18 protein-coding genes and 1 tRNA gene are annotated in these 18477 nt (G+C 65.4%); 5 read left to right on the top strand and 14 right to left on the bottom strand.

Annotation, left to right across the window (positions count from 1 at the left end; genetic code table 11):
• Positions 1-67 precede the first annotated feature (67 nt).
• On the top strand, positions 68-1108 hold the full coding sequence (locus tag G4L39_RS10765; protein ID WP_343203332.1) for an LOG family protein: 1041 nt from the start codon (positions 68-70) through the stop codon (positions 1106-1108).
• Positions 1109-1161: 53 nt separating this feature from the next.
• Here the strand turns inward: G4L39_RS10765 and G4L39_RS10760 are convergent, their stop codons facing one another.
• From G4L39_RS10760 to G4L39_RS10750, 3 genes are all read right to left on the bottom strand, one after another.
• Entirely contained in the window at positions 1162-3243 is a 2082-nt protein-coding gene (locus tag G4L39_RS10760; protein ID WP_165108131.1) for a polysaccharide lyase family protein, read from the bottom strand.
• Between the two features lie 83 nt (positions 3244-3326).
• Complete coding sequence (locus G4L39_RS10755; RefSeq protein ID WP_165108130.1) at positions 3327-4076, bottom strand: DNRLRE domain-containing protein; 750 nt, start codon at positions 4074-4076, stop codon at positions 3327-3329.
• Between the two features lie 837 nt (positions 4077-4913).
• A complete protein-coding gene (locus tag G4L39_RS10750; RefSeq protein ID WP_165108129.1) occupies positions 4914-5864 on the bottom strand; it encodes a DMT family transporter in 951 nt (316 codons plus the stop codon).
• A gap of 138 nt (positions 5865-6002) precedes the next feature.
• Between G4L39_RS10750 and G4L39_RS10745 the strand changes: the two genes are divergently transcribed.
• Positions 6003-6437 carry a rhodanese-like domain-containing protein gene (locus G4L39_RS10745; RefSeq protein WP_165108127.1) on the top strand — a complete coding sequence of 145 codons (435 nt, stop codon included), beginning with the start codon at positions 6003-6005 and terminating at the stop codon, positions 6435-6437.
• An 82-nt stretch (positions 6438-6519) separates the two neighbouring features.
• Here G4L39_RS10745 and G4L39_RS14710 read toward each other — a convergent pair whose 3' ends face one another.
• The 5 genes from G4L39_RS14710 to G4L39_RS10725 all read right to left on the bottom strand — a co-directional run bounded on the left by G4L39_RS14710 (position 6520) and on the right by G4L39_RS10725 (position 10901).
• Positions 6520-6678, bottom strand: coding sequence for a hypothetical protein (locus G4L39_RS14710; RefSeq protein WP_205880950.1), 159 nt, complete (start codon positions 6676-6678; stop codon positions 6520-6522).
• Positions 6679-6688: 10 nt separating this feature from the next.
• Positions 6689-7459: an MreC domain-containing protein gene (locus G4L39_RS10740; RefSeq protein ID WP_165108126.1), complete on the bottom strand. Its 771-nt coding sequence runs from the start codon at positions 7457-7459 to the stop codon at positions 6689-6691.
• 417 nt (positions 7460-7876) lie between these two features.
• The gene (locus G4L39_RS10735; RefSeq protein WP_165108124.1) at positions 7877-9172 is read right to left on the bottom strand and encodes a glycosyltransferase family 4 protein; all 1296 of its coding nucleotides are present in this window, start codon (positions 9170-9172) and stop codon (positions 7877-7879) included.
• Between the two features lie 33 nt (positions 9173-9205).
• Entirely contained in the window at positions 9206-10483 is a 1278-nt protein-coding gene (argA, locus tag G4L39_RS10730) for an amino-acid N-acetyltransferase (RefSeq protein WP_165108123.1), read from the bottom strand.
• A gap of 82 nt (positions 10484-10565) precedes the next feature.
• The gene (locus G4L39_RS10725) at positions 10566-10901 is read right to left on the bottom strand and encodes a putative quinol monooxygenase (RefSeq protein ID WP_165108122.1); all 336 of its coding nucleotides are present in this window, start codon (positions 10899-10901) and stop codon (positions 10566-10568) included.
• A 755-nt stretch (positions 10902-11656) separates the two neighbouring features.
• Between G4L39_RS10725 and G4L39_RS10720 the strand changes: the two genes are divergently transcribed.
• Positions 11657-11741: transfer RNA gene (locus G4L39_RS10720), tRNA-Leu, on the top strand.
• Positions 11742-12071: 330 nt separating this feature from the next.
• Here the strand turns inward: G4L39_RS10720 and thiS are convergent.
• From thiS to G4L39_RS10700, 4 genes are all read right to left on the bottom strand, one after another.
• A complete protein-coding gene (gene thiS / locus G4L39_RS10715) occupies positions 12072-12275 on the bottom strand; it encodes a sulfur carrier protein ThiS (RefSeq protein ID WP_165108120.1) in 204 nt (67 codons plus the stop codon).
• A gap of 122 nt (positions 12276-12397) precedes the next feature.
• A complete protein-coding gene (locus G4L39_RS10710; RefSeq protein ID WP_165108119.1) occupies positions 12398-13057 on the bottom strand; it encodes an NADH-quinone oxidoreductase subunit C in 660 nt (219 codons plus the stop codon).
• A gap of 4 nt (positions 13058-13061) precedes the next feature.
• Complete coding sequence (locus G4L39_RS10705; protein ID WP_165108117.1) at positions 13062-13676, bottom strand: NADH-quinone oxidoreductase subunit B; 615 nt, start codon at positions 13674-13676, stop codon at positions 13062-13064.
• Between the two features lie 94 nt (positions 13677-13770).
• Positions 13771-14148 (bottom strand): NADH-quinone oxidoreductase subunit A, encoded by a 378-nt coding sequence (locus tag G4L39_RS10700; RefSeq protein WP_165108116.1) that lies wholly within the window; start codon positions 14146-14148, stop codon positions 13771-13773.
• 1087 nt (positions 14149-15235) lie between these two features.
• On the opposite strand from G4L39_RS10700, the gene G4L39_RS10695 reads away from it, so the two are divergent.
• Together G4L39_RS10695 and G4L39_RS10690 are read left to right on the top strand one after the other, a co-directional pair.
• Positions 15236-16507: a hypothetical protein gene (locus G4L39_RS10695; RefSeq protein WP_165108114.1), complete on the top strand. Its 1272-nt coding sequence runs from the start codon at positions 15236-15238 to the stop codon at positions 16505-16507.
• Positions 16508-16525: 18 nt separating this feature from the next.
• On the top strand, positions 16526-16672 hold the full coding sequence (locus G4L39_RS10690) for a hypothetical protein (RefSeq protein WP_165108113.1): 147 nt from the start codon (positions 16526-16528) through the stop codon (positions 16670-16672).
• On the opposite strand, the gene G4L39_RS10685 is transcribed toward G4L39_RS10690, so the two are convergent.
• The gene (locus tag G4L39_RS10685; protein ID WP_165108111.1) at positions 16651-17502 is read right to left on the bottom strand and encodes a glycoside hydrolase family 16 protein; all 852 of its coding nucleotides are present in this window, start codon (positions 17500-17502) and stop codon (positions 16651-16653) included. The genes G4L39_RS10690 and G4L39_RS10685 overlap by 22 nt on opposite strands.
• 159 nt (positions 17503-17661) lie before the next feature.
• On the bottom strand, positions 17662-18477 hold an 816-nt coding region (locus G4L39_RS10680), incomplete at its 5' end, for a family 43 glycosylhydrolase (protein ID WP_165108110.1).

The following is an 18477-nucleotide window of genomic DNA, read 5'->3' as shown; positions in this document are numbered from 1 at the left end:
TTGGGGCCGAACCGGCCGGCGGGCCGTCGACCGTTGCTTCAGCCGGGTTGTCCCGTATCTTTGGCGCGTGATCAACGCGGACAAAAAGGAAAAACCGCCGCCGGATCCGGAGTTGCAGCGCCGGATTCAGGAGCTGATCCGTTACAAGGGCGGCGGATACAACGAGGCCATCGTGGCCGACATCATCGAGAACGCGCTGAAGCTGCTGACCGACGTGGCGGATCGGGGCGACGTGCGGGTGATCCAGATTGCCAACCGCGAACTGCGGTATGCGTTCCGGTTGTTTGCGCCCTACGCGCATGTGCGGAAGGTGGCGGTGTTTGGGTCCGCCCGGACGGCGCCGCACAAGCCCGAGTACAAGCAGGCGGTGGAATTTGGGCGCAAAATTGCGGCGGCCGGGTACATGGTGATCACCGGGGCGGGTCCGGGCATCATGCAGGCGGCGCACGAGGGGGCAGGTTCGGAGATGAGCTTCGGCGCCAACATCCGGCTGCCCTGGGAACAGAATCCCAACCCGGTGATTCGTGAGGACGCCAAGCTGGTCACGTTCAAGTACTTCTTCACGCGCAAGCTGATCTTCATCCGGCATGCTGATGCGGTGGTGTTGTTCCCGGGCGGATTCGGCACGCTGGACGAGGGGTATGAAGCCCTGACGCTGATGCAGACCGGCAAGAGCCAGTTGATGCCGCTGGTGTTGATTGACCGTCCCGGCGGCACGTACTGGAAGACCTGGGACCGCCACGTGCGGGATCATCTGCTGCGGGACGAACTGATCTCGCCGGAGGATTTGAATCTTTACCAGATCACCGACAACGTGGACGAGGCGGTCCGGATCATCACGCGTTTCTACCGCAATTTTCATTCGACCCGGTTCGTCAAGGACCTGTTCGTGATCCGGCTGAAGCATCCGCCCTCGGACACGGCCCTGGCGGCCCTGAACGAGGATTTTGCTGACATCATCACCGGGCCGCCCATCCAGCGGATCCCGCCCACGCCGGAGGAACAGGAAGACCGCGATCACCTGGAACTGCACCGGATCGCCTTCGGGTTCAACCGACGCGATTACGGTCGGCTGCGCCAGATGATTGACGTATTGAACAGCCTTTGACCGGGCCGGTGCGGCGGGTGTGGGATCCGGTGGGGGCGCCGCGGTTGACGCGGTCAACGAGGGCCCGGTGGGGCCGGTCCGCCGTCCGGAGGTCCGGCCTCTTCAACCAGTTCCAGGCGCAGGTAGTCGTACAGCACCCCCTGGGTCCAGGTTTGTGCGGGCAGGTGGAGGGTGATGCGGTTTTCGCCCGGCCGGAGCAGAGCGGCGTCGAATCGGATGCGGCGTTCGGTCCAGTACCCGGTGATTCCGTCGCGGTGCATGGTGCCGGTGGGGGGCAGGAAGCCGGTGTCACCCACGGGAAGGCCGTTGACGCCAACCTCGATGCGGCATCCGGGCCCGGCACCGCAAAAGGCCATGCGGAGGATGGCGGTGCCCCGGACCGGTCCGGGCATTGTGAACCGGATGGTCCAGGTGGTGGGTTCAACCCGCGCCGGCGGGTGGGTGTTGGGGTTGGCCCCGGCGTCGGCGGTTTCCGGGCTTTCGTGTTCTTCGGAGAGCTGGACCCCGGGTAGCTCGCGGATGCGCGGCGGCTGCACGTAGTTCCAGTCGCGGCGCCAGTCGCTTCGACCGATGACGAAGTCCACGTCATGGGGGAATTCCTCCGGGTACCGGAGGTACAGCCCCCATTGCCAGTAATGGTCGCCGTGACGGAACTCGCGGGCCGTACGGTCCGGCACCCCGATCTCCCACAGGGTCCGGCCCCATCGTTCCGGTTGCCAGACCACCGTGCCCAGATCGAGCCGTGTACCGGCGCGGACGACTATCTGGGTCCGGACCAGTTCGCCCAACACGCCCTCGGCAAAGGCGCGCAACGCCCATGTGCCGGCCCGCACATGGGGGATTTCGAAGGATCCGTCGGCCCGGGCGCGGACCCAGAACTGGTAATGTTTGGCGTCGCGTTGCCAGTCCACCATGGGCGGAAAACTGCGGAAAAGGGGCGGGGGCAGGTTTGTGTCCGGAGTGCCGGGGCCGGCGCGACCGAAGCGTCGCCCTGCGCCGACCGGCGCCGGCAGGGGATAATCCGGGGCGGTCAAACCCACCCAAAGGGTTCCAACCCGGCCAAGGTCGAGCTCCGGATCCTGCAGTTGAATGCGGCCGCGCACCAGCGCGCGTTCGGACGCCGGTGGGTAATCCGGGTCCAGGACCCAGGAATAGGGCCACCGACCGGATTCAACGCGGGCGCGGGCCAGGGCGTCCTGCCAGAGTTGTTCGGGATTGCCTCCATGATTGCAGTACAGGGCGATGGGCCCGATGAACTTGCTCCAGGTTTCGTTGGTCCCCACCACCAGGGAGCTGCCTCCATAGTGGCTGCCCAGCCACATCCACAGCAGAGTGGGTGTGCCGCCGGGGTTGACGTCGAGGTGACCAGTGAGCTCGACCTTGGTGGGTCCGCCGGCCACGGATTCCCAGGACGGCTGGACAATCCACAGGCCGATCCCTTTTTGCGTGCTGCTCCAGCCGTAGGCGGGGATTTCGTACAACGGGGCGGCATAGTCGTATTTGTGTTCAACGGTGCCCGCGTAGCGGCCGGTGACCAGGCGCCGGGCCTCCTTGAGGTTGGTGGGCTCACCGCGGTCCCAATCGGCCGGGGCGGGCATGAGACGTTGGCGGGCCTTGTCTACTGAAAGGAAGTCGAACAGGTCGGGGTTGAGCTTCAGCGCGTATCGGCCCTCGCCGACGGAGAAGGGGGGCTCGCCGGCTCGATGCCGCCAGACGGCGCTGAGGTACAGGCACGGTTCACCCCGCAACATGGTGTAGCGCAGGCTCATTTCCGTGGAGGCGACCGGCCGGTCCGGGTCCTGCAAATATTCCGTGGCCACCTCGGCCATGGCTCCGGCATTGGTGGCGGGGTCGATGCGGACCACGGGTTGTCGGCGCGGGCCGGGGCTGAGGCGTCCCACCCAGGACCAGTAACCGCCCAGGGCGCCGCCCGGGCTGTGTTGGGCCAGCAGTTCCTCGCCGTTGTAACGCAGGGACGTTAACACGCCGGAACGCTGTTCGATACGGGCCTGCAGCAGGCCGTTGTCCAGGATGAAGTGGCCCTGGGTGATGACCAGGCTGACCGGGGGCGGATCGGTCGAAGCCCTTGCCGGGCCAGGCGCCGGGCTGGCACCCAGAAAGAGCCACCCGGCCAACCCGAATCCCCAAGCGAGGAAACCGGGTGGCCGGGGGCGTTGAAGCTTGTTTTGGCCCGGGACGGGGCCCGGATCCGTGCGCTTCAGCGGAGTCGCCGACACCATGCGAGGAACAGTAACCCGCCCAAGGTCAGGAGGGCCGGCATTGTGGGTTCGGGCACCTGATAGGCCAGGGTCAGTTGCGGCCGGGCATTCGGGTCGGCGTTCTCGCGCGAACCAAAGGCGAAGCCGCGCCCGCCCTCTGTGGTCGCAAAGTCGAGGATGAACGTAACCAGGCCGCCCGCGGTCAACCGGCTGGTCAGGAAGTTGACCAGGTTGGCTCCGCTGATGGTGGCGATGCCGGTCGTGTTGTCGGCTGTTTCATTCCCCAGGGCGTCATCGAAACTGGTGACCCGGTCGGGGTCGAACTCATTGGGCGCGGTCCATTCGGCGCCAATGGTGTTAAAGGTGAGGGTGAGTTCGTCCCAATTCTGGGGTGTGTTTCCCGGTACGTCGTTCAGGCCGAGGATTCGCAGTCGGGCAGTGTTCAAGGTATCGTTTCGGGGTCCGGTTACCTTGGTGAGCTTTAGCGTTGCGTCGACCAGTTGGGCATCGGACGGGACGGCCGAGAGGTCAAACCGGACGTAGGCGAAGTAGTCGCGGGCCGTCCCGTTGGCGAACAGATACAAGTACTCCAGCGTCCCGAAATTCGAATCTTGACCGATGCCGTATTGGACGTACGTATCGGCCACCGGGCTGAACACGTTCGTTTCGATGGGTTGCGCCTGAAGGCTCGCAACGCAGCCGGCCAGCCCGGCTGCCAGTCCCAGAAGATGTCGGTGCTGCAGTTCCATGTCTCGTACGATGGGTCGTCCGTTTGAGTTTGATCGGGTTTGCCTTTCGTGGCGCCATCCGGCGCCCTGTTCTCGTGCCAGATTCTGTTAAGAACCGACTGGGGACGGTATCCCCAATTCTGGCCATGCCAGCCCCGCACCGGCCATGGGCGAGGTGCGCCCGGAGTTGTGCGGTCACTAGGCCGGCTGAAACGGGACGACTTCGGCAAACGACGATACGGCGCATCGGACACTCGACTCGCTACGATTCCCGTCAGGTCCACCCAGCTCCGTAGGCTGTCCCATTCGACCGGCTCATGGCCACGGGCCGTGGCCACCCGGCCCGGGGAGGGTTCGGGCGACCGATTCGTTGCCACCCCTCTGGCCCACGGGCATCCGGCGGTTGCACCGGACAACGCGGAAAGGTGCGGGACCGGCGGCGGGGCGGGGTTCCGACCGGCGAAGCGGTTCCGCGGGTTGCGAAGGCGACTTTTTCATGGCGTGGCGCTTCAAGTGCTTGGCGGCGGGATGGCAACCGACCCGCCTGCAGCGCCGGTGACGCCCCAAAGCCCGGGCGCATCCGCGCTTCAAGGCAACCCCCACCGTGTGCGGTAGAGCCGGGCGGTGTTGCCGCCCTGCGATGAGGGAGCACGGCGGACCCCGTTCGTCCTCAAAGACGGGTGTGAAATCGCAGGAAATCCGAGAAAACCCGGCTGGTCCCATTGGCGCCGCGTCCGTGCGATCCTCCCCCGCTCCAAACGTTCGCAGCGAGAGCAGGACACCGGCAGAGGGGCCGTCGATCGGATCGGGCAGGCCTGCCGGTTCAATCTCCGCCCCGCCGTGCCGATGGGCGGAAGGTCAAGGACCGCGAATGGGACGGGGGCCCTGGTTTGGGTCTTCCGCTCCGGTTTCAATGGCCGGACGCGGTTGCCGTCCCAACCAGACCCCGCTCAGTACCAATGCCAGCGCCACAAAGAACCGCAGGGTGACCGGCTCGCCCAAGAACCATGCCGCCCACAACATGGTGGTGAGAGGGATGAGGTTGTTGAACAACAGCACCCGACTGGTTTCCCAATGCCGGAGGGCATGGGTCCACAGGCCGAAAGCAGCCACCCCGCCCGCAAGCACGCAATATAACTGGACGCCCACCAGGTCCGGGCGCAGGGGGACCGGCCTCGTGCAAACTTCCGCCAATGCCCAGGGCGACAACCAAACCGCCGCGCGCCACATGGAGTGCGCGGTGACCTCGGCTCCCTGCAGATGTTGGCCCAACCAGCGGCACTGCCGGCCGTAGTTGGTCCATAAGACGCTTGCCAGCAGCCCGAGCAGTTCGCCCGTCCAGCTCCAGTCCGTCTGCCCGAGCTGCGGCGCCACCAACACGGCCACGCCGGCCAGCGCCAGCGCCGCTGCCGCGTACGATCGCGCTGCCTGTCCCGGCGAGGGACGTCGGCCCTCCCAAACCAGCGCCCAGACGGGCGAAGCGGCCAGAAGCAGCGCAACGTGGGACGCCGACGTATGTCGCAGGGCCTCGTTGAAGACGACGATGTAGGCGGCCAGACTGAATCCGCCGCGCCACCAGAGGGGTGCGTTCAACGTGCGGGGGACAGGCTCCCAGGGGCCCAGCCAGCGGGTCCGGCGCAACACCGCCCAGAGCAGCAAACCGGCCAACAAAAAGCGTGTGCTGCCAGTGAAAACCGGCGGCCAATGCTGCACCAGAAACCGCACGCCGGCGTTGTTGCCTCCCCAGAGAAAGACCGCCAGCAGGAGCCCCAACGACAGCCGAAGGGAATGTGCGTCAACGGTCTTCATGACGGGTTCGCAGCCCTCGGATGGCCCGAGATGATGGAGGGGCAGGGGCGACCGGCCCCTTCAGCCGATGGGCGGGCCGGACCGGGGCGCCGAGCGGGTGGACTTGGCGGAGGGGCCGGGGGGCGGTAGGCTGGGGGTATGCAGCATTCACCCGGATTTCTGGCGCTGGTGAACGAGGCCAAAAAACACATCCGCGAGGTTACCGTGGCCGAGATGCGGGCCCGGTTGGAGGTGAACCCGGCGGCGGTGCTGGTGGATGTGCGGGAGGACCATGAATGGCAGGCCGGTCACGCGCGCGGGGCGGTGCATTTGGGACGCGGGATTTTCGAGAGGGACCTGGAACGGCGTTTTCCCGACAAGGAGATCGAACTGATTCTGTACTGTGGGGGCGGGTATCGGTCCGCCCTGGCGGCTGAAGCGGCCCAGCGGATGGGGTACCGGCGGGTGGCCTCGCTCATTGGTGGTTATCGTGCGCTTTTGATGGCGGGCTGGCCGGTGGAGACGGATGCAGGTCCCGGACCGGCTCCGGGTGTCCCGGCCATGGCGGGTCGAGACTCCGGGGCAGCCCCGTGAACGGGCGACCGTGCTGAAGGCCCTCATGTCGGAATGGTAGAGGGCTGAGGAACGGCCCTGTGCCCGGCTGTGGGAGGGTGGGTTAACGACCCTCCAAGATGCCGCTCGGCAGACCCGTCTCCCACTGTTTGGGAGTGTTCCACGGCCGGGCGGAACGGTTTGCGGGGTCGGTGGAGCTGCAGCCCCAGCCGGCCAGACAAACCAAGCCGAGCCAAAGGACCCACCAGAACGACCGGTTCATGGTCGAATACTCAGGAGGCCGGGTGGGCGGGGATCACCTCGTCACCCTCCACCGGTTCACCCAGTTTCCATCCGGGCACGAGGTTTGCCACGGCGCGGTTCTTTTCCACGGTGCGGACCACGGCCTTGCCCACCAACTGGCCGTTGCGGCTGATGAGCAGTTCGCCGTGTTCCAGCACGCCCTGTTCCTCGCCCACATTCACCACGATGAAATCCCATTTCGGGTCGTACGCGATGACCTTGCCGCGCAGATGGGCGGGCAGCCGCACCACGTATTCGGATCCGCCCAGCACACGGGCCAGTTCGTTGGTCAACCGCGCGTTGGCCCGGATGAGCGCCTCGATTTCCTGTTTTTGGACGTCCACCTGTTCGAGCAGGCGCCGGTTGAGCCTGACGACTTCGGCGACCTGTTCAACGGGAACGCCGGCGGCGTTCCAGCGGGCCAGCTCGGCCCGGGCATCCTCGAGGGTTGCGCGCGTCTTCTTCAGTTCCTCGTCCAGCTGGGCGGCGCGGCGGCTCTGGGTCTCGGCGGTGGCCACGGCCTCGTCGCGTTCCTTGCGGGCGGTGGTCAGTTCTTCCTCGGCCTTTTTGAGCTGGGCGGTGGTTTGGTTCAATTGCTGGCGGGTGGTGGCCAGTTCCGTCTGCGCCTGTTCTTTGAGCGAACGCTCATTGTTGCGGTCGGTCTTGAGCGTTTCGAACTTGGCCCGGACCTGGAAGAGGTTGATCCCGGCCGTCGCAAGCCCGGCCACCAGAGCGATGATGAGACTGATGCGAATCAGCATGTGTGCGTCCTCTCCGCAGCGATCAACGGTCGCAGCCTAGGGATGGGCAAGGCACGTGTCAACCGTGTTTCCTTGTTGCGGGGTTGCACCGGGGGCATCGGATGTGCGGGCAACCCGTCGTGTGGGCCGGCGAACAGCACCCGGTCCTGAACGGGGACGTGAAGGGCCACGAACACGCCGGCCCTTCACTGCGGTTTTCCCGGGTCGACCCGGGAAAGCTCGGCGACGTGGGCTCGAGTGCGAGGGCTGGCAACGGGTTCCAACTGAAGCGGTCCCGGGCCGGAAAAGGCCGGGACGCGCATGGTTCCGAACCCGGGTGCGGCCTGGCCTGGTTGGTTCGGCTTGCGTTTCGGATGCCAGACCGGTGCGATCCTTCCGGGCCGGGCTCCGAGTTTCCCGGCACGCAGGAGACCACCTTCACAGTCCCTCGCCGAAGAGGTTGGCCAGGCGCGCCACCAATTTGCGTCGGGCCACGGCAAACGAGAAGTATTTCAGGCCGAGTTGATAGTTGGTCCGGGCCCATTCCTCTCGCAGTTGGTGGTTTCGGAGGATTTCCCGGACCTGTTCCACAGTCTCGCGGGTGACGAGGTTGGACATGGTGATGGTGCGGAAGCCCAGGGGCGCGATGTCGCGGGCGTAGACCGCGTACGAATTCACCACGACCGGCTTGCCGAAATAGATCGCCTCGAGGAACGCGTTGCCGAAGCCCTCGTAGTAGCTGGGGTAGGTTACCAGGTCGGCGTGGGGGTAGATGTCGAACAACGTGTAGACCTTTTGGCCGGCCGCATTGACACCCCGATGTTCGCCCACGCGATCGGCGATGAATTTCACCTCGATGCCGGCGTCGGCAATGCGGTCCTGCAACATGGCCACGTAGGCGTTGCCCTCGTCGCCGGCTGGATGCGAGATGACCAGTTTGGCCCGTGGATCCTTGAGCCGGCGCACCAGTTCGACCGCGTGCTCGATGCCCTTCCGCGGGACCACGCGCGTGGGTTGCAGGATCAACCAGTCGTCCTCGGCCAGGCCGATTTCGCGTCGCAGATCGCGGTTGTAATCGTCAATGCCCGGTGGCGGGGTCTCAAAATCCAGGACGTTGGGGATGATTGCCGAGGGCAGACTGCAACGCCGGGCCAGCTCCTTCTGGGCCATGGAGTTGATGACCACGTGTTCGATCCGGTGCAGCGACGGCGGGAAGGCACACCGGAGGTAATCGTTGACGGCGCTGATCACGTAGCGTTCGCGTTCCCAAGTGAAGTCGTGATGATGCGCAATGGCGGGCAGTCCGGTCTCGGCCAGCACCTCCGTCATGGCCAGACCCAGCGGTACGTGCATGGGCAGGGAGAGGATGTTTTCCGGGACGACCACCTCGATGTTGAAGCGGTCCAGAAAGCGGTAGATCTCCTCTTTGAGCTGCTGTTTGATGGCCTGAATGCGGTCGGTGGTTTCCCGGCTGCGGGTGGTGACACCGAAAAGCCGGGCCTGGAGGTCGGCCACTTCGGGATGGCCGAAAAACGCCAGTGGTACGTGGTGGCTGACCTCCGGGGGTGCATCCAGTTCCCCGGCCATCCAGAAGCATTGGTGCTCCAGGCCCTCCAGGATACGCGCCCATTTGCGGGCTTCCAGGGTTACGCCGTCGGTCCCGCGGAAGCGGGTGGAGATGAACCCGATTCGTTTGGGAGTTCCGGCGGTCAGGATGCAGGGGGTTGGTGCCATGGGGTCCGGTGCCGGGCAGGTCCGGCGGGTTGCTCAAAGAGGTTTGATCAGGATCTTGGAACGTCGTCCGCTTTGTTCGTATTTCTCGCGTCGGGCCGGTGGCAGATCGTCGGGTGTCCCCTCCACGAATCCGGCCTTGGTTTGGAAGTACATGAAGGTCTGGGTGGACAGGGCAAACAACATGCGCAGGCCGAGTTCGCGCGCCCGGTTTTCCACGAAGTGGATCAGTTTGCGGCCGATGCCCTGGTTTTCGTGGCTCGGTTTGACGTACAGGCAGGCCAGTTCGCCCTTGCCCTCTTCCGGGTACACGTGCAGGGCCACGCACGCCACCGGGTTGCGGTCGATTTCAAACAGGTAGTAATCGCCGATCTGCTTTTCGATGCTGGCCCGGCTCCGGCGCATCAGTTCGTCGGTGGCCATGGCCTGCTGGATGAGGGCGTAGATGGTGCGGGCATCCTTTTTGAGGGCGCGCCGGATCTGCTGGTATTCGTCGGCGTACACCAGGGTGCCGACTCCCTCGTTGGAGAACACCTCGGCCAGCAGTCCCTCGTGGATACGGCCGTTGATGATGTGGACCCGGTGCACGCCGGCCCGGCAGGCGGCCGCGGCGTGGCGGGCTTTGGACACGAGCTCGCGCGGGAACCCTTCCGGCTGTTGGGCCAGCAACTGTTCCAGCTCGGCCACCAGGATCTGGCGGATCGGTTTGCCTGCGTGTTCCAGGGCGTCGCGGGTTGTGACGAAGATCAATTTGACCGCCTTCAACGCGGTGGCCACGGCCACGGCCACGCTGTCGGAGTTGACGCGGTAGGTGTGGCCTTCGCCGTCGAAACCCAGGGGCGGGATCACCGGGACGATCCCGTGGTGCAACAGCGTTTCCAGCAGCTCGGTGTCCACACGCTCGACCTTGCCCGTGTACAACTGGTCAATTCCGTGCAGGATCCCGGCCGGGTAGGCCACAATGGCGTTGGGACAGGCGGCGCGCAGGTCCGTGGCGGCCAGCCCTTCGAGAATCTCGTGGGTCAACCGATTCGACGCCGTCAGGGCCAGGCGGAGGGTCGCCGCGTCGGTGACGCCGTCGCCGTCGAGGTTGGAGGGTTGCACCTGTTGTTCCCGACCCAGGGCTTCGATCTGCGCGGCCGCACCGTGCACGAGGACCACGTGAATGTTCAACGATCGCAGAACGGCAATGTCCAGCAGGAGGTTCGGAAAGTTCTCGTCCGTCACCACCGCGCCGTCCACGGCGACGACAAAGGTGCGGTCCCGAAACTGCGGGACGTACTGCAGGATGCCTCGTAGGTCCGTCGGTTTCACAGGTCAGGTTGAGCGTTCCGATTCATCAGGGCGGGGACGGGGTGGTCGGCCCGCCGGGGCACGCGGTTTTGTTGCGGAAGGCTCACGCGGTGGGAGAACCTTGTGCAGTGGGCTCGGCGCGGGTTTCGTCGCACAAGCAATCCCGGTAACGGATCCCCTGTCGGGGCACGGCCATCATGGGCGCCACCGTGTCCCGCCAGAGGGCATAGTGCGGCGTGGCCTTGTGCGCGGCGACCGCCTCCGGCGTGCGGTACACCTCCACCAGGACAAACCGTGTGGGATCGTCTTCCTGCTGCAACACGTCGAACTGCACCACGCCCGGTTCTTTCCGGCTTTCCCGGGCGTTCCGGCGTGTGGCCTCGAGGAAGGGTCCCTCGCAGCCGGGTTTTACCTGCACGTGAACATGCACGATTTGCATGGTTTTCGTTGCTCCGGTCCGGACCTTACCTCAGCGGCTGCCGGGTGCGCAACCCCGAGGCCGGCCCCCGATTGGCACCCGACCGGCACGCGGGACACGGGTGGCCGGAAAGCCCGTTTCGATGTGCCATGCCTCCGCGCCCATGGCCCCGCACAGTCCAGGGCCGAATTTGGGTGAAATGCTCCGGGACCGGCCTTGTGGGAGAGTCCCCGGGGCCTTTCCCGTGCCCGGGACAGGCAGGGCACGGAGGGCCATGCCCCTCCCGGGCTGGCGCGAGGTTGCCCGGCACGGGCAGAAAAGGCCCCGGGGATGCCCACTGTGGAACCTGCGATACACCTCCCAGGTTGACCTGTGAATCCATCGCTGTGTTCGCCCTCTGTGCCCTCCGTGCCTCCCAAGGGAACCCGGCGGGGAACGGGGAAGGTGCACCACTGACGGGGACCGGCATGCGTTCGCACAGTCGGATTCCAGCCCGAGCGCTCCGATCCTTGGGCGACCGCTTCGGAGGTGCAAACCCAGCGGTTATGCTGACGAAGCATCTGGCGGCTCAATCGAGTTGCAGGTCGCGCGGTCCGGCGGATTGGCGCGCGGGCTCGAGGTCGTGGTCGGTTGGGCGGTCTGGGTAATGAGGAGTGGGCGGGGGGCGGGATAACCCGGTGGGCAAGGGTAAAATGTCGGGTGCACGGCTCGGTGCGAGGGCTCAGGACCCCTCTTGCGCGAACGGGGGTGACGTGTTTTAATAATGGCGCACGGGTGCGCATGTGGCGGAATTGGCAGACGCGCTACTTTGAGGTGGTAGTGGAGCAATCCGTGCAGGTTCGAGTCCTGCCATGCGCACCATAAATTTTTTGGAATTTTCCCCGCGCAGGCGATCCGGCCGGCGCGGGGCTTTTTGGTTTGGTGTGGAGTGGTCGAACAAGCCGGGTTCGAGGCGTCAGCGCCGGGGGGATGGGCCGTGGGCGGCCCGGCGGGGCCGACGGACAGCTCCCCGGCACACGAGACGATGAGCGCGAACTCCGGCAAGGTCATGGTGCGACCGGTGGTTTCCGGCGCGCGCGCTGCCCGGGGATGCAACCGACCCTGCAAGCCCCGCAGGGGCTGAACCCCGGCTTGCCGCCAGAGGAACCGGTGCGGTCGGTGGAAGATCAGCGCGATTGTGACGCGGGCGGTTCAACCGCCTGCAACAATTCGGACAATCTCCAAGCGATCGCCGGGCCGGACCTGTCGGTGGGGGAATTGGGACGGGGGGATGGCCTCGCCGTTGAGTTCGACGACGACGCTGCGTGGCGGCAGCCCCTGGGCACGAAGGAACTCCTCCAGCGAACAGGGCACCTGCGCTTCCACCGTCTTGCCGTTGGCGATCACCGTTGGCATCCGCTGTTTACCTATGCCGTGCGAAGCGGGCCGTGGCAAGTGGCCGGGCGGGCCGGGGGTCGCGGGGGCCGGTCCTTTCAACTCCGGCGGGGGACCGTGCCGGTGGGAGGGCTGCGGAGGGATCAGGACGCTGCCGGGCCGGCCGAGGGTGCCTGCCCGCCGGTTTCCAGCCATCGCCGCGCCTTTTCGGCCACGGTACCGTGGGGGGTGGGTTCGTATTCGTAGTCGTCAGGTTCCACGTAATCCTTGCGCATGGGGTGGTCTTCGAAACCGTCCCACATGAGGATGCGGCGCAGGTCGGGGTGCCCGTCGAAGATGACGCCGAAAAGGTCGAACACCTCGCGTTCCTGGAATTCGCAGCTCCGCCAGACGGGTGTGAGGGAGGGCAGGTGGACTTGATCGGTGCGGTTGCCGGTCCGCATGCGGAGCACGAGCGGCCCGTGTCGCAACCCCACGGAGTAGAGGTGGTAAACCACTTCCAGGTAACCGGGTCGGATGCTCTTGCGGGTTTCTTCCACTTCGCGTTCCTCCCCGTCCACCCGCACTTTTGTGCGGACTTTTTCTTCGACTTCGGTGTCAAGCCAGTCCACGCCGGTGACATTGGAGCAGTAGTCGAAGCGGAGTTGTGGGTCGTCCCGTAAGAACCGCGCCACCGCCAGGGCGTGTTCGGCGTCCACCAGCAAGGAATGCTGGCCTGAGGGCGAGGGGTTGGGCACCAGTTCAATCCGTGCGCCGGGCACGGCCTGGAGGATGCGGTCGCGAATGGATTCCAACGGTTCCATGGCGTCAGGCGGGGCGTTGGATGAGGGGCGGGTGAAAGAGGTCGGGATTCTTGGGTGGCACCAGGTCATGGGGCCCGTATTCGGGGACGGGGTATTCGGCCGGCTGATCCGGTCGCAGATGTCTTGGTCGGTTGGGGCCGGTCAGTGATTCTTCAGCGATCCGTTGTTGGAGCGTCATCAGGGCATGGATCAGCGCCTCGGGTCGGGGTGGGCACCCGGGGATATGCACGTCCACCGGGATGTATCGGTCGATGCCTTTCAGGACGTTGTAACCCTGTTTGAACGGGCCACCCGAGATTGCGCAGGCCCCCATGGCGATGACGTATTTGGGTTCGGCCATTTGGTTGTAGAGGCGGACCACCTGGGGGGCCATTTTTTTGGTCACCGTGCCCGCCACGATCATGAGGTCGGCCTGGCGCGGCGACGGACGGAACACTTCGGCGCCGAAACGGGCCAGATCATACCGTGCCATTGAGGCGGCAATCATCTCGATGGCGCAACAGGCCAGGCCAAAACCGAGCGGCCAAAGGGAATTGCTACGGCCCCAGTTGTACAGCTCTTCCAGGGTCGTCACAAAGATTCCGTGCCGCTGCAGTTCGCTTCGCAAACCTGCGTCCATGGCGTTCAACCCTAGACCCGCATCGCGGACAACTCAACCGGAACCGGAGCGGCGGGCGCGCCGGCCGGGGTGGCCGGGCCGTTCGTGTGCCGACTCACACCCATCGCAACACCCCCTTGGCCCAGGCCCAGAGCAATCCCTCCACGAGCAAAGCCAGGAACAGCATCATCGCCAGCACTGCCCCCACGGTCAGTCCTCCAAATGCGACGGCGAAAGGCAGGAGGAACACGATCTCCACGTCGAACACCAGGAACACGATGGCGTAGATGTAGTACGAGCTGCGGAAGGGGCGCCACGCATCCCCGCGCGATTCCAGACCGCACTCGTAGATGCTGTTTTTGATGGGACCCGGTTTTGGCGGGGCAAAATGCCGTGCCCAGAGCCGCGCCAGGCCCAGCGGCACCAGCGCAAAGAGCAGCGCCACCACCAGGAACGCGGCCAAGGTTACGTAAGTTGTCGCAGACCCGTGCATGAACGGCAACCGTTGTTAAAAACGGACCAACCCACGCTAGAACCCCGACTTTCCCGGTGTCAAGCGCCGGGCATGCAACTGCAACGTTGCCAGATGGATTGGTGCCGGTTTCTGGTGCCCGGGCATTTTTCGGGGTGGAACAGGGCTTGTTTGGCCGGGCTGGCGTCATCACTCAGGTGACCGCCACTGCATTCGGTTCAGGTTTGGGCGCATAACGTTGGAGCAGCTGCTCCGGAGGAATGGACGTGGCCGGGCCGAAAGTCTTCTGCGGCCGATCCAGGGCTGCAAAAAGCCGGGATGCGCCCTTGCCCGGCCGCCAGGGGTTCTTCGGGCCAACGTTGGAACCGGCGCGGCACCTTTAGTCCCGATGCCCCGACGGTGTTCAGGCCGGCTTGCTCAAGTGGCTGCCCGGCCAACGGCGCAAGGAGACAAGCTGCTGCAGTTCGTGGGGTTGACATCACAGGTGCTGCCGAGTCTGAGGGCCGGGTGGAGGCGGGAAAACGGGCTGGACGGAACCATCGGCGGCGTGCGTGCCGGGCGAAGGTTACGTCGTGGCCGAGGTTTTGTGCGGTGCATTGTGCCCGAGGGAATCATTGGGCGGCCCGGGTGGTTGTTGGTGTGGAAGGTGGGTGGCCATGGCGAGCTGGTGTGCACGCCGCGCCCTGCCTCGGGACGGAATTGTGAGGGCGCGCTTCAAGCCGGAGCGGATCGCCGCGGCACTGGAGTCCGTGTCTTGGTGGCGGCTTTGTGGTCGGACTGCGATCGGGCCACGGGCTGCGGGCCGGTTGGACTTTGGGCGGTTGTGAAGCATTGGAAGTGGGGTGCGTGAGCGCGGTGGGGCGCGGGGTGCGACGGAGCTTCCGTGTGTGGTGGGTCGGCGATCTGAGGGGGTCGAAGGCACCGAGATCGCAGGGGCAAGCGCTCAACCTCCGAGGTCGCTCGATGCGAAGAGGCTTGGAGGGGCGACCGGGGGTCGGGTCTCCGCCGGGAAAGCGCGTGGAGAAGGTCCGGGGATTCGTTGTCGTCCTCGGGTGCTGACCAGGAATGGCGATTGCCGATTCAGGCAATCTTTGATAAGGAGGGCTGTATGATCAGGAGGGGATCCAGCACTGCGAGGGCATGGCTTCGGGGGATTGTGGCCGTGCTGAGCCTCCTTGCGACCTGCGCGGTCCGGGCCGATCCGATTACCGGCACCGCCGTCAGCAGTCCGACCTGGGAGATTTTGCTGACCGACTTCGGGTATGCGGATTTTGCGTTGGATCGGCGGCCGGGTTTTGTGGGGCGGGAATATCTCTCGGGCGAGTGGGCCACGGCCGTGGGCTACATGGACCCGGACGGACGGATGTCGCCGATCTGGTTGCAGCCGTACTGGTTTTATCCGGACTGGACCTCCAACTCTGACTTTGGCGTGGAGGATGCGATCGGCCCGCCCTCGCGCGGCACACCCACGAACGCCTGGGGTTTTCCCATTCTCCGGTCGGTCGTGACGAACCGGCTCGTGCGGATTGTTCTGACCTACGAGATGGTGGATTCGGTCAGCGGCATAGCTGCGGGGATTGTTCCGAGGTCTCAATCCTGGCCGCCGCGGTGCCTTTGGACCGACCGTTACGTTTTTCGGCAGACCTGTTCGGTGACCAACCTGAGCGGCCGGGTCCTTCGCGGCGTGCGGTTGTTTCAGTTCCTGCACGGTTTGGAGAGCCAGGCGGCTGTTTATGACGACCGCGATTACGGCGGGCCGTGGGGGGAGTTTCATTATGACCTGACGTTACAGGGCCGGTCACTGGCCCGGGACAGTCGTTCGGGCGAATCGGTTTGGTTGCACGACGTGTTGACCCTGCACGCGGATCGGCCCCCGGCGGCGTGGGAGACCGGCTATTACGGCCGGTGGGATCAGGACAGTCACATCACCGGCAAACCGAGTGTGGGGGTGCACTGGAGCGTGGAGACCAATGCGCTGAGTTTTCGTGACTGGTTTGAACCGCCGGAGGGCCGTTATGTGAGTGGGGCGCTGGCGTTTGACCTGGGGGATCTGGAGCCGGGCCAGGGGGCCAGTTGCACATTTCTGCTGACGGTGGCGACGTGGAGGATCCGGATGCTACCTGTGCGCTTGCACGCGGTGGGCCTGGAGGACTGGAACCTGTTGACCCTGAGTGCGGAACCCGGGGTGGCCGAAGCGGCTCGATTGGGACTGGTCATGAGCGCGGTTTTGACCACCAACCTTTCCAATGCCTGGCGCCCTGTCTGGCGGGCCGCTTGTGTACCGGACCCGGTGCGGCCGGGTTGTTTCCTGTTCCAAGTCCCACTGGAGCCGGATCGGCCCATGGGTTTTTACCGGGTGGAGACCTGGTTGGTGCCCTGAACGGGCCGGCCGGGTTGGATGCCGGGCTGGATCGGCCCGGAGTGGTGCAAGGTGGATCCGTTGCCATGGCCCGGGGTGCAGGGCCGGCTGATGGGGCTGGTGGAGCGTGACGGCGCGGCAGCGGGGTGGTTTTTTGGGTCGGATCAGGGCGGGGAGCGCTGGTAAACCCGGACGTAATCGATTTCAAACCGGCAGGGGAAGATGGAATCGTCCACGCCGCGTTGTCCGCCCCAGTCACCTCCGATGGCGAGGTTGAGGATGAGGTAGTGGGGTGCGTCGAACGGCCAGGAGTCCACGCCGGTGCCGTCGTTTTCGAGGGTGAAGAATTTCCGGTCGTCCACGAAGAAGTCGAGCCGTTGCGGGGACCATTCGAGCGCGTAGACGTGGAAATGGGTTTCTGCGTCGGGGATTTGGATGCGGGCGCCGCGGCCGTTGCCGCGAACGTGATTGTACCCGCGGGTATGGACGTTGGCGTGGATGATGCCGGGTTCGTGTCCGACATATTCGAGGATGTCGATTTCGCCGCAGGCGGGCCAGCCAACCTGGGTGATGTTGGTGCCGAGCATCCAGAAGGCGGGCCAGGTACCGCGGCCACGGGGCAGGCGGGCTCGGATTTCGAACCGTCCGTAGGTCCAGGAGGCGCGGTCGCGGGTGGTGAGGCTGGCGGAGGTGTATTCGGCGAAGGGGCGGCTCTGCTGCCAGCGTTCGGGAGGGGCATCGGGCCGGTGGCGAGGGTTGGGGAACCGCTCCTTGTGGGCTTCGATGATGAGGAGCCCGTTCTCCACGCGCGCGTTATTGGTTCGAGCGACGGTGTAGTACTGGAGTTCGCGGTTTCGAACGAACCCCTCCTCGTAGTTCCAGCGGGCGGGATCGGGCAGGCCGGGTCGGTCAAACTCATCGGCCCAAACCAATTTCCATTCGGGGCCGGGCGCGGCTCCCACGAGGGCCGTGGTCCAGGTGAGGCACAACAGGATTGAGAGGTTTCGGACTCGCATGGGCGCGATGCAATCAGGATTTGGCGGCCCTGTAAAGTTTGGGAAGGCAAGGCGGGCTGCGGTCCCGTGGGGTGGTTGGGGGCTTGAGGCCCGGGAGGCAGGCGAAGCCTTGGGCCGGGGGGTGTGGACGGTTCGTTTGGATCCGCGGAACGGGCCGGTTCAGAGTCCGCCGGACATGCGGATGGGTTGGATGGTGCCGTCGGGGTTGTACTCGACCGGTTCGATGCAGATCCATCGTTGGCCGTGGAAGGGGCCGTTGCCGGTCTGGCCTTCCCAGCGGTGGTAGAAGATGAGCCAGCGCTCGGAGTCGGGGAGGCGGAGGAAGGAATGGTGTCCGGGGCCTTTACGGGTGGCATCGCTTGTGAGGATGGGACCGCGATAGGTCCAGGGGCCCGTGGGAGTGGGTGCGGTGGCGTAGTGGACGGAGTAGGAGGCGTCGCGGTAGTTGCCGTGGCTGTAGGAGAGGTAGTAACGGCCGTTGTGGTGGTGCATGAAGGCGCCTTCGGTGAAGAAGGGCGGGGTTTCGACGGGGATTTCGCGTGCGATGTGGGTCGGGTCGTCTGCGAGTTCGAACACGCGGAGTTTGGCGCCGGCACTGCCGCCGGCGTAGAGGTAGAGTTTGCCGGAGGCGGGGTCGGCGAAGACCATGGGGTCGATGGCTTCGAAATCGGCGCTCCCGGTGAGGAGGGGACGGCCGCTGTCGTGGAACGGTCCGGCGGGGTTGTCGCCGACAGCCACGCCGATGCGGGAGGGCGTGGGGTTTTGGGGACCGACGGAGTAGTAGAAGTACCACCGACCGCGGTGATGGAGGACGGACGGTGCCCATGCGTAGTGTCGGGGCGCACCGTCTTCGGGGACCCAGGCGACCTCGTCCAGGCTGAGCACGGGCCCGTGTTGGACCCAGTGGCTGAGGTTCGTGGAGGAAAATGCGAAGAAGCGGTCCGGTCGACCATCGCCGCGCGTGGGATAGATCCA

The organism is Limisphaera ngatamarikiensis (genome assembly GCF_011044775.1).
Classification (GTDB): domain Bacteria; phylum Verrucomicrobiota; class Verrucomicrobiia; order Limisphaerales; family Limisphaeraceae; genus Limisphaera; species Limisphaera ngatamarikiensis.
Note: the sequence above shows the minus strand (reverse complement) of the source record. Positions and strands in the feature narration are given on the sequence as shown.